This is a genomic window from Mesotoga sp. UBA5825, assembly GCF_002432955.1.
Taxonomy (GTDB): Bacteria; Thermotogota; Thermotogae; order Petrotogales; family Kosmotogaceae; genus Mesotoga.
In genome coordinates this window covers 55031-65324 of sequence record NZ_DJHG01000042.1, presented here as the reverse complement: position 1 = coordinate 65324, position 10294 = coordinate 55031, and the positions used below count along the sequence as shown (strand labels likewise).

15 protein-coding genes are annotated in these 10294 nt (G+C 45.1%); 3 read left to right on the top strand and 12 right to left on the bottom strand.

The features are described 5' to 3' along the window. Positions 1–116: 116 nt before the first annotated feature. Positions 117–1100 carry a S66 peptidase family protein gene (locus B3N33_RS04425; RefSeq protein ID WP_422655896.1) on the top strand — a complete coding sequence of 328 codons (984 nt, stop codon included), beginning with the start codon at positions 117–119 and terminating at the stop codon, positions 1098–1100. Positions 1101–1143: 43 nt separating this feature from the next. On the opposite strand, the gene B3N33_RS04420 is transcribed toward B3N33_RS04425, so the two are convergent. The 10 genes from B3N33_RS04420 to rpsF all read right to left on the bottom strand — a co-directional run bounded on the left by B3N33_RS04420 (position 1144) and on the right by rpsF (position 7360). Then, the gene (locus B3N33_RS04420) at positions 1144–2103 is read right to left on the bottom strand and encodes an NAD(P)/FAD-dependent oxidoreductase (protein ID WP_214060738.1); all 960 of its coding nucleotides are present in this window, start codon (positions 2101–2103) and stop codon (positions 1144–1146) included. Between the two features lie 11 nt (positions 2104–2114). Continuing rightward, positions 2115–2759 carry a protein disulfide oxidoreductase gene (pdo, locus tag B3N33_RS04415; RefSeq protein WP_214060739.1) on the bottom strand — a complete coding sequence of 215 codons (645 nt, stop codon included), beginning with the start codon at positions 2757–2759 and terminating at the stop codon, positions 2115–2117. Positions 2760–2822: 63 nt separating this feature from the next. Then, positions 2823–3374, bottom strand: a complete 552-nt coding sequence (locus B3N33_RS04410) for a hypothetical protein (RefSeq protein WP_099829390.1) — start codon at positions 3372–3374, stop codon at positions 2823–2825. A 5-nt stretch (positions 3375–3379) separates the two neighbouring features. After that, positions 3380–4312, bottom strand: coding sequence for an SPFH domain-containing protein (locus B3N33_RS04405; protein WP_099829389.1), 933 nt, complete (start codon positions 4310–4312; stop codon positions 3380–3382). Between the two features lie 22 nt (positions 4313–4334). Continuing rightward, a complete protein-coding gene (locus tag B3N33_RS04400; RefSeq protein WP_099829388.1) occupies positions 4335–4778 on the bottom strand; it encodes an NfeD family protein in 444 nt (147 codons plus the stop codon). A 33-nt stretch (positions 4779–4811) separates the two neighbouring features. Beyond that, positions 4812–5663 carry an MBL fold metallo-hydrolase gene (locus B3N33_RS04395; RefSeq protein ID WP_099829387.1) on the bottom strand — a complete coding sequence of 284 codons (852 nt, stop codon included), beginning with the start codon at positions 5661–5663 and terminating at the stop codon, positions 4812–4814. A 1-nt stretch (position 5664) separates the two neighbouring features. Next, a complete protein-coding gene (gene rplI / locus B3N33_RS04390) occupies positions 5665–6120 on the bottom strand; it encodes a 50S ribosomal protein L9 (RefSeq protein ID WP_099829386.1) in 456 nt (151 codons plus the stop codon). A gap of 52 nt (positions 6121–6172) precedes the next feature. Then, positions 6173–6406, bottom strand: coding sequence for a 30S ribosomal protein S18 (gene rpsR / locus B3N33_RS04385; RefSeq protein ID WP_099829385.1), 234 nt, complete (start codon positions 6404–6406; stop codon positions 6173–6175). A 15-nt stretch (positions 6407–6421) separates the two neighbouring features. Further along, the gene (locus B3N33_RS04380; protein WP_214060740.1) at positions 6422–6883 is read right to left on the bottom strand and encodes a single-stranded DNA-binding protein; all 462 of its coding nucleotides are present in this window, start codon (positions 6881–6883) and stop codon (positions 6422–6424) included. A gap of 3 nt (positions 6884–6886) precedes the next feature. Then, positions 6887–7360, bottom strand: coding sequence for a 30S ribosomal protein S6 (gene rpsF / locus B3N33_RS04375; RefSeq protein ID WP_214060741.1), 474 nt, complete (start codon positions 7358–7360; stop codon positions 6887–6889). Positions 7361–7602: 242 nt separating this feature from the next. On the opposite strand from rpsF, the gene B3N33_RS04370 reads away from it, so the two are divergent. Both B3N33_RS04370 and B3N33_RS04365 read left to right on the top strand, forming a co-directional pair. Then, on the top strand, positions 7603–8076 hold the full coding sequence (locus tag B3N33_RS04370) for a flavodoxin domain-containing protein (protein WP_214060742.1): 474 nt from the start codon (positions 7603–7605) through the stop codon (positions 8074–8076). A gap of 63 nt (positions 8077–8139) precedes the next feature. Next, entirely contained in the window at positions 8140–8544 is a 405-nt protein-coding gene (locus tag B3N33_RS04365) for an FMN-binding protein (RefSeq protein ID WP_292592273.1), read from the top strand. A gap of 17 nt (positions 8545–8561) precedes the next feature. Here the strand turns inward: B3N33_RS04365 and B3N33_RS04360 are convergent, their stop codons facing one another. Both B3N33_RS04360 and B3N33_RS04355 read right to left on the bottom strand, forming a co-directional pair. After that, complete coding sequence (locus tag B3N33_RS04360; RefSeq protein ID WP_099829380.1) at positions 8562–9392, bottom strand: carbohydrate ABC transporter permease; 831 nt, start codon at positions 9390–9392, stop codon at positions 8562–8564. Between the two features lie 16 nt (positions 9393–9408). Beyond that, positions 9409–10294, bottom strand: an 886-nt coding sequence (locus tag B3N33_RS04355; RefSeq protein ID WP_292592270.1) for a carbohydrate ABC transporter permease, incomplete at its 5' end; no start/stop codon positions are given.

Genomic DNA, 10294 nt, shown 5'->3' with positions numbered 1-10294 from the left:
CGTGAGCGCAGCGAATGGCTCGGCGACGCACTTTCTCGTCTTATCTCGATCTCATTCGTCAACGGCATGTTTTTTTTCGGGAGTTGCCTCTTGCATGTTGATTTTGGAGCTCATGAATGGCAAACTATAGTAGACACATCAAGCTGGAGGATTTCATGAGAAGGGTATGGTTGACAATCATGGTATGTATTGGTATTCTTTTGACTTCGCCTGTATTGATTTCGAGAGAGATCAAAACGATTTTCGTCACCGCTCCTGCAAGCTTTCCCGAAAGAGCAAAGCTTGAGAGCGGCGTTAACGCTTTGAGAAGTGTTGGATACCGTGTGGTAGTAGGAAGAAGCTGCCAGGTATCGCTTTCGTCTAGAGAAAAGGCTAATGAGCTGAACGAAGCCTTCGCAAATCCAGAATATGATGCGATTATCACTGCCAGAGGAGGTTATGGCTCNNATAACCTTCTCGACTGGCTCGATTGGGACTTGATCGCTTCAAACCCGAAGCCCCTGGTTGGCTACAGCGATATCACCGCACTGCTTCTTTCGATCTATTTCAAGACAGGTCTAACGACGTTCCACGGACCTATGGTTGCGGTCGAGCTTGGATCGGACACCCAGTCAGTCCAAAACATCGCAGCGATATTCAACGGAGAGAGGACTATTCGTTTCAATTACCAGTCCATTCCAGTAATTGAAGGCAAGATGGCCGGAAGACTTATACCGGCAAATCTTTCTTTGTTTCAGACCCTTCAAGGGACTGAATATCTGGGCTCGCTGAAGGACGCTATCCTGGTGCTTGAGGATGTAAGCGAGACAAAAGAATCACTTGAGAGAATGATTTGGAATATTGCACATCTAGATGACTTTTCGTCTCTCAGAGGTGTTGTTTTTGCGGGATTCACGGAGATCAAGAACGGCGATCTAGACGACATAAAGAGGGTGATACACGACTATTTTCTGGACAAAGAGATTCCTGTCTGGATCGGTTTGCCAAGTTACCACGGGGACTTCCCAAAGGTTGTACTTCCCGTAGGTCAGTGGGTGGAAATAGACATGGAGAAGGGGACAATCGAGATTCTTCCAGTTCCCGAGGCAAGAATAAAATAGAAAAAGAGCGTCCCGCGCTCTTTTTCTATTCTATGAAGTCTAGTCAATCGTAGAAATAGTTTCTTGCCGCGTGGTAAATCGCTATTGATCCATCGGCCGCTGCCGTAACTATCTGTCTAACCTCTTTTTCTCTTACATCACCAATTGCGTAGACGGCCTTCTTGTTTGTCTCCATGAAATCGTTCGTCTTGACATAACCGAACTCGTTGAGCTCCACCTTTCCTTTCAAGAACTGAGAGTTCGGAATTAGCCCAATGAAGACAAATACTCCATCCACCTCAAGCGGAGTTATTTCGCCAGTGTCGACACTCCTGATGTTCAACCTTCTCAGCTGAGAATCGCCTTCAACTGAATCTAATACTGAACTGAAAACATACTCAACCTTGCCTGTGTCGTTCAGCTTTTTCTGCAGAAGTTTGTCGGCAGTTAGCTTCGGGAGATTCTGAATCACTGTTATCTTGCTAACCATTTTGCTCAGATAAAGCGATTCATCGAGAGCACTGTTCCCTCCGCCAATTACAGCGATGTGTTTATCGGAAAAGAAGTGTCCGTCACAAGTTGCGCAATAGCTTATTCCTCTTCCCTTGAATTCTTCTTCGCCTTTCACGCCGAGCTTTCTCGGATTCGATCCTGTGGCGAGTACAATAACCTTCGACATTATCTTTTTTCCATTGTCAAGGACAACCGCTTTCTCCTCTTCATCGATCTCTAGATCGACAACCTCACTATATGTGAAAGGCACGTCAAAAGCTCTCGCGTGTTCAGCCATCTTCTCACTCAGTTCCATTCCGCTGATACTGGTGAAACCCGTCCAGTTCTCCACTGCCCGGGTATTGTTCATCTGCCCGCCATCCAGCGCCTTCTCGATGATCAAAGGACTCAGTCCTGCCTGAACGGCATAAATTCCCGCAGTGATTCCGCTAGGACCGCCCCCAATAATCACCACATCATAAGAGTCTTTCATTTCGGATTTCTTTGCGCTGCCAAGTTCGAAGAATGACATTCTGCTCCTCCTTATACGGCCTTCAATACCTGATCTACGTACTGACCTTCCGGATAAGCTCCAACGAAAGTCACCTTGTCGTTAATCACAATCTGTGGTACAGAAGAGACACCGTACTTCTTTGACAGTTCCGTGAACTCATTCGCTTCAACCATGTATGCAGTAATATTCTTGTTTGCCATAGCAATATTGTGAGCCATAATAACGGCCCTGGGGCAGTACGGGCAAGTAGTGGTCACAAAGACCTTTATGTCTACAGGCGAACTTATCGCTTCAATCTTCTTGATCGAGTCCTCAGAAAGCTCGGGAAGTGCTCCCTTAGAAAAAGAGACAATGTCCTGCAAGAGCGTGCCGAACTCATGACCGGCCGGTATGCCGAGGAACCTTACTCCCTTGTCATCTCCGTCCGGATTGAGCAGAACTATACTAGGAGCTAGATCAATGCGATACTTATCGGCCATTTCCGATTCAAGATTATGAACTTCGAAGGTTATCTTTCCTTCAATTTCCGAGAGTTCTTTCAACATCTGTTCGGCAGTGGAACAGTAATCGCAGTTCTTGTCACTCTTGAAGAGAAGTGCCTTTACAGGACCTTCCATGCTGCCAAAGACCTCTTTAACCTGTTTTATTGTATTGTCCGGAAATAACTTTGCCATAACTATACCTCCTTGGAATTCCGTATTATGCATACCCTATAGGGGTATGATATCATCTCTATGTTACTCTTCCTTTGACAGCTTGTTTACAGAACTGTCGCCAAACCATCTGCTTACGCCAACGGTCAGGCAGATGACTGTGAATAGAAGCATTATCTGCAGCCATTCGTCGGGATAGAAATACTTCAGGTGGTCAGATAAGAACCTTATGACAGTTGCGATCGCAGAAAAGGTAAGGATGCAGTCGGCCAACTTCCATTTTCCCTGTACGATGAGGTATTTCTTGAAGAACTCCTGACGCGTATACCCCATGGAAAGAAACAACATACGAAATGTGTCATCGTATCTCGACATGTGTCTGCCTAACGATCCATATACATAGAGATAGGCGATCAGGAAGAGGACTAGATTGTGAAGTCTGTAATTATCCGTGAATAGCATAGTACTTAGAAAGATGAATCCATTTGCAAAGGCAATGTTCATAAACAGAAGAAAGAAAGTCGGTTTTCTTATTTGACGCTGAAAGGCAAAAACTGAGGCCACCGAAAGGACGGTGGCCAACACAGTAATAATTAAGAAACTCAGAAAAATGTGAACAATATCACTGACTAACAATCAGATCACTTCTTGCTTACCTTCTCATTGCCGTCTGAACTGTCTTTCCCTTCTCTGAAGATCTCCGCCATTGCACCTATCGAGCTAAGCATTGCACTGCTCTCATAAGGCAAGAAGACCTTGTTTGCCTTACCATCTGCAATCTGCTTAAGGGACTCCAGGTATCTGATAGCAATAACGTCTTTCGTCGGATCACCCTCATGAATGGCCTTGAAGACGTTAACTATAGCGTTAGCCTGACCCTCGGCCTCTGCTATCAGCTTGAACTTGTTGGCTTCTGCGACTCTCTTTATTGATTCGCTCTGACCTTCGGCCTGAAGTATCGCGGACATCTTATCGCCTTCGGCTTTCGTTATCTCCGACTGCTTATAACCTTCGGCCTCCAGAATGACGGCTCTCTTGGTTCTCTCGGCCTTCATCTGCTTGGACATGGCATCCATTATGTCCTGAGGTGGATCGATCTTCTTGATCTCAACTCTAGTGACCTTGACTCCCCACTTGTCCGTGGCTTCGTCAAGTACCTCTCTCAGAGTAACGTTTATTCGCTCTCTTGAGGTAAGTGTCTGGTCCAGCTCCATCTCACCGATAACGTTCCTTAGGTTTGTCTGAGCCAGTTTTATAGCTGCGATCTCGAAATTAGCGACGTTGTATACGACCCTGAATGCATCGGTTATCTGGAAGTATATGATAGCGTCAACGGTGACGACAACGTTATCCTTTGTTATGACCTCTTGAGGTGGCACGTCGATAACTGTCTCTCTGAGATCGACCTTTACCATCCTTTCAATAAACGGAATTATGAACTGAAGACCCGGTTCTGCATCTCTTCTGTACTTTCCGAGTCTCTCTACCAGTCCCTTCTCGAACGGACGGATAATCTTTATTCCTGAAGCTGCAATGATGAATATTACTGCTGCAAGTATCAACCAAAAAACCATTTCTGATCCCCCTTTCTATCATTCACTGAGTGTTATCGTTTACTCTCTCGACATAGACCAGAGTACCTTCCAGTCTCACCACTTTCACCACGGTATCCACCGGTATTACTTCACCGTTAATCGAGTTGGCTCTCCAGTCTTCTCCTTCTATCCTGACCCTGCCTTTTTCCAGCACCGGGTTAATCTCGACCATCACACGTCCCAAAGAGCCCACCATTCCGTCTATGTACATCTTCCTCGGCGAATCACCTTTTGAAAGCCTTCTGGCAATCGGTCTTGTTAGAAGCACCAACAAAGAGCTGCTTACTGCAAAGACAAGCACCTGCCAGCCGAAACCGAAAGAAAACATTGATGCCAGACCTGCGAGAAAGGAACCAATAGAAAACCACAGAAAGAAGAACGTAGGAGTAATTATCTCTGCCACGAGTAAGACAACGCCGAAAATCATCCAGCCTATGTAGCCCATTCTTTACCTCCTCCCGGAGTACTCAGAACAACCTTACAGTTCAAAAACATGTTCCGGGTGAACAAGAAACACCTCAAGTTCGGAACCGTCAAGTTCCTTCTTAATTATATTATGCCATTTTTTCATCTTGGATGTGTACCGTCCCGATATATGATACAATATCAATCTCTTTATACCCTTGCTATTTCTCACACTGTCGATTACTTCCTCAATGCTGGAATGATTCTGATTCCTTCTATCCTTCCCGACCAGAAAAGTGCACTCATGGAGCAACGTCTCCGAATCGGCAATAACCTCGGGAGGAAGTGCGAATGTGTCTCCACTGATGGTCACGATCTTCTTAAGATAAGTGTCAGTAATCTCTTCTCTACCTTTCTCACTGACTACACCGGCAATCTCCTTTGATGAGAGACCGGCGTATTCCTCTTTTAGCTTCTTTCTCTCTTCATAGATATGGTAACCGTAGCTGATCTCGCCGATTGTATGTTTCACTCTGAAGGGAGTAACATGTCTCCTGAAGCTGCCTGCAGTTCTAAGATACACTTCATCTCCGACGTTTATCGGGTTGACTATCATGTTATATCTTAATCGAGGATTCATTCCAATGATAAAATCAAGGTAAGCTTCGATAGCTCGGTTGCCCGAGGGGAAACTAATTCTCAAAGGCTTGTTCCGGTCGCCCATTGCCGTGTTTCGGGTATTTATCAGGCCCCAGAGTCCGGAAATGTGATCGACATGACCGTGGGTAAGGAAGATATCTTTTATCGCATAGACGCTGTTGCCAAGAACAGTGGATATACCCTCTCCCACATCGAAGAGTATCCTTTCGGGTCGATATAGAATCCATGTTGAGTAGAGAGCCTTCGAGAAAATCTGAAACTCCAAATCAGTCTTCCTCCAGCCCTTCCACTTTCAATGCAATCTTTCCTTTAACATTGCCCGGAAGCTTAACATCTATCTTGTATTCACCGGTCTGCTTGATATGTTCCTCTAGCTCTATGTTCTTCTTATCGACCACAAGACCAAGCAAACTCTTGATGTGGCTGGAAATATCTCCGGAGGTGACTGCTCCAAATAGCTTGCCGCTAGATCCGGACTTAGCCTTTATCACGAAGTGGTGTTTCTGGAGCTCGTGCAACAGATCTTCACTGGCCTTCTTTATTCTTTCTTCCTTTTCTTCCTGCTGTTTCTGAATGTGCTTGAGCTTTGCCATCTCTTTCTGATTGGCTTCAACTGCAAACCCCTTTGGAATAAGGAAGTTTCTACCGTAACCATCAGATACGTTCTTCACTTCACCGGCTTTTCCAACGTTGTTTACGTCTTTCAGAAGAATCACCTTCATAAGAAACCTCCTTTTAAAAAAGGGAGGCTATTCGCCTCCCTGACTGACTCTATCACTCTTTTGTGTAAGGAAGCAGCGCCATGAATCTCGCCCTCTGAATCGCTTCCTTCACCATCCTCTGGTGTTTCGCGCAGTTACCTGTAATCCTCTTTGGGATAATCTTGCCCTTTTCGGTAACATAGTCGCGCAACAAAGAAGTGTTCTTATAGTCAATGTACTTTGTCTTTGTACCGCAGAGTCTGCACTTTCTTCTGCTTCTTCCTCTTCGCCTATTGTCTTTTACCATAATCTTCCACCTGCCTCAAAATGGGATATCGTCGCTTCCGGAGTCACCCGTGTCGCTTCCAAAGAAAGTAATGTCATCGTTTCCAGTGCTCTCAACCAAATCATTATCCTGAGTCGATTTCTCAAAACCTCCAGAACTCTGTTGAGCCTGTGCCTTTGTCTCCATGAATCGTATGTTGGAGGCGGCAACCTCGGCCATTGACCTCGATTCACCGTCCTGCGTCTTCCACTTGTTAATTCTGAGAGAGCCCTCTACAAGTATAAGTCTGCCTTTCGTCAAATAGTTGCCAACGAACTCCGCTGTTTTTCCAAAGGTCACAATCCTTATGAAGTCGGTACTGTCGTTATTGGATGACGCGACATTTCTGTCAACTGCAAGAGTGAACGTTGCAATTTGAGTGCCACTGGCAGCGAACTTGATCTCCGGATCGCGAGTTAGTCTACCTATCAGGACAACATGATTGTAGCTAATCGACATTTCTTACTCCTCCGTCTGCTTTTCTTCTTCAGTAGTTTCTACTTCAACGGCGACCGCTTCTTCAGTTGCTGTATCTTCAACCGGTGCTTCTTCTGACTCAGCATTCTGAACGCTTTCTTCAACCACTGGCTGTTCTGCCGCTTCGTCTTTTTTCAGCAAAGCTTTTTTCTCCGCCTTTTCAAGATCTTCTCTCCTGAATGTCTGCCATCTGAAAACTTCAGGGGTGATACCAAAGAATCTCTCGAGGATATCAACCGATTCCGGGTCAGCCTTGAACTGAATAACCGTGTAGTCGCCTTCGCTGAAGCCTTTTGTAACCCTGTAAGCTAGTTTCCTGACACCCCATCTGTCGAACTTCTCGATTGTTCCTCCGACTCGTTCAACAATATAGTCTCTAACCTTTTCAGCCATCGCATTCCGATTCTCTTCATCTAGCTTCGGCGAGACTATGAACATAGTTTCGTAGATCCTGCTCATTAACTTCCTCCTCCCTTGGTCTGTGGCCTTGCCTTCTGCGGCAAAGCGGGAATTCAACGCATAGAATTATAACATAATGCCCGAATTCTTCAAGTCCAATCGATGACTTGTACACTAAATACGCTACAGGCAACGGAGATAACTCAAACTATTCATCTGCTAAGGCTTCGCAGTCTCTTATCATGTAAACTGTATTTGTTAAACAATGAAGTACCAATTCTCACCTTTAGGAGGCGTCTCTTATGAAGACCGCGATAATCTACTCGACTTGGAGCGGAACTGTGGAAAAGTGTGCAAGCGAAATCTCAAAGAAACTCTCTGAGGAACCAGAGATAATCAACATCAAGAAAGACCCATCTCCGAAACTCAAAGAATTCGATGCCGTGATCGTTGGGGCATCGATCAGAATCGGCAAGGCAAACAAGGAGATAACGGAATTTGTGAGAAGGAACCTTGAAGACCTTAAGTCGAAAAGGCTTGGAGTATTTCTCTGCATGGGTTCGGGAGAAAAGAACTTTGGAGAGTACCTCTCTCAGAACTTCCCTAAGGAGTTTCTTGACAAATGCAAGACAAAAGGGTTTTTTGGTGGCGAGTTCAATCTAGAAAGACTGGGTTTTCTTTCAAGAATGATGCTGAAGGCAGCTTCGAAAGGCAAGCCTCAGCCCCACATTGTTTCAAGCAACATCGATAAGTTTGTCAAGGACTTTGAGGCTTAGCCAGCTTTGCTATAATACAGCCGAACAATAAGTTACTGAAATTCATCTTCCGGAGCAAAGACGATGAAACTGAAGTACCTTACCAGAGTACCCATATCGATAGGGATTGCAGTTGCAGCACTGAACGTAATCGTTATGGCGCTTATCTTTCCAAGGCTTGAAGAGGGACTGAAGGAGCTCGACACACTTGAGTTCGCACCGCTAAATCTCTCTCAATTAACCGATGGAGACTATGAAGGAAATTTCGCGGCAGGGATAGTAGGGGCGGCAGTAATCGTCGTGGTCTCCGGACACGAAATCAAATCGACTGAAATAGTGAGACACAATCACGGCAGAGGAAAATTGGCAGAGACAATCATCGCCTCCTTAATAGAGAACCAATCTGTCGAGGTCTGTAATCTCGGGCGCCACTTACAGCAGCAAGGTTATTTTGAAAACCATAGAGAATGCCACAACATAAACAGATAGAAGACTTATCTGACGGTCTACTTCTCTTCTTTCAGACTGAACCCTTCCATGATAGTTCTCTGGAAAAGCAGCAGCATGATCAACGGAGGAATCATGGCGATTATGGCTCCGGCCATAATGATATTCCATTCGGCCGCTTGAGCTTCACTTGCAAGAAGCATCTTTATTCCTATCTGTACAACACGCATGTTATTGCTGTTGGTAACTATCATAGGCCACAGGTACTCGTTCCACATATATGTGAATTCAATCAGAAACAGCGCCCCGACATTAGTCTTTGAAAGCGGGATCAACACATTGAACAGAAATCTCATGGGTCCGGCTCCATCGATCCTTGCAGCGTCGGAAAGCGAAGGTGGAACAGTCATGAATAGCTGTCTGAAAAGCAGAGTTCCAGTCGCGCTGGCAAAAAACGGTATCGTGAGAGCTCTATATGAATTAATCCAGCCAAAAGTTCTCATCAGCTCATAAGTCGGTACAATTCTTATCGGTAGCGGAAGCATGTGAGTAATCAGAATTATCGCAAAGAAGAAATACTTTCCTTTGAAGTTCCCAAAATACGTGAAAGCAAAGGCAGCGAGCATCGAAAGAAATATCTTTGCAAATGCCACGGTAATCGAAATGAATGCGCTGTTGAAGATCAATCTTCCCATGTTAACGGTCTTCCAGGCCGTCGAATAGTTATCGAATGCGTGAATGCTTGGGATGAACTTAGGAGGGAATGAGTAGGCTTCCTTCTCGTTGAATGTGCTCATAGTGAAGGCATAGTAAATCGGAAACATTATTGCTATGAGCGCGATTGTCAGAAAAAGATAGCTCAGAAAGATCGATGATTTTCTCTGCTTCATCTAGTTCACCCCACGATCATCCATAGAAGACCTTTTGCTCGGCAAATCTGAACTGAAGAACAGTCAAGATGGCTACAAAAACGAAAAGCACTATTGATTGAGCGGATGCAAAGCCCGTATCAAGGTTTATGAATCCGTCTCTGTAAAGTTTGTATACAAGGACTTGCGTGGCATCTCCCGGCCCGCCCTTTGTCATTATGTCGATCAGTCCGAAGACCTGAAAGAAGGCATACAGCATGTTCATTATCAGCAGGAAGAAAGTGGTCGGCGACAACAGCGGAATTGTGATCTTAAAGAATCTCCGAACGCTAGATGCGCCATCTATAGCAGAAGCCTCAATCAATTCTTGAGGAATCGTTTGGAGTCCTGACAAGAAGAAAATTATATTATAACCAAGCATTTTCCACGAAGCTGCAATGATTACTGCAACGAGGGCAACTTTCCCATCCATCATCCAGTTAACATTAGCTCCAAAGATCGCCTTCAGCAAGAATGTAATCGGGCCGCTCGAAGGGCTGAACATCAGTGCCCAAATCGTTCCTGCTATTGCCGGTGAAATCGCATAAGTCCAGATGAAAAGAGTTCGATATACTTGCAGCCCCTTCAGCTTCTGATTCAGAAGTACCGAAAGCAGCATTCCCAAAGTCAGACCGATCACTACGACGAAAACCGCAAAGATTAGCGTTATAACAAGGCTGTTGATGTAATCTGAAGATTTGAATAGCTTGGTGAAGTTGTACCATCCCACGAATATCAGTTTGTCGCCAAAAGGAGAGACCCTGAAAAAACTCAGGTACAGCGACTGAATAGTAGGAACAACCAAAAAGATGATGACCACGACCAATGAAGGCAGAAGTAGCAAGTATGGTAAGAGCTTGTTTGGAAAACGACTATGCATGCCT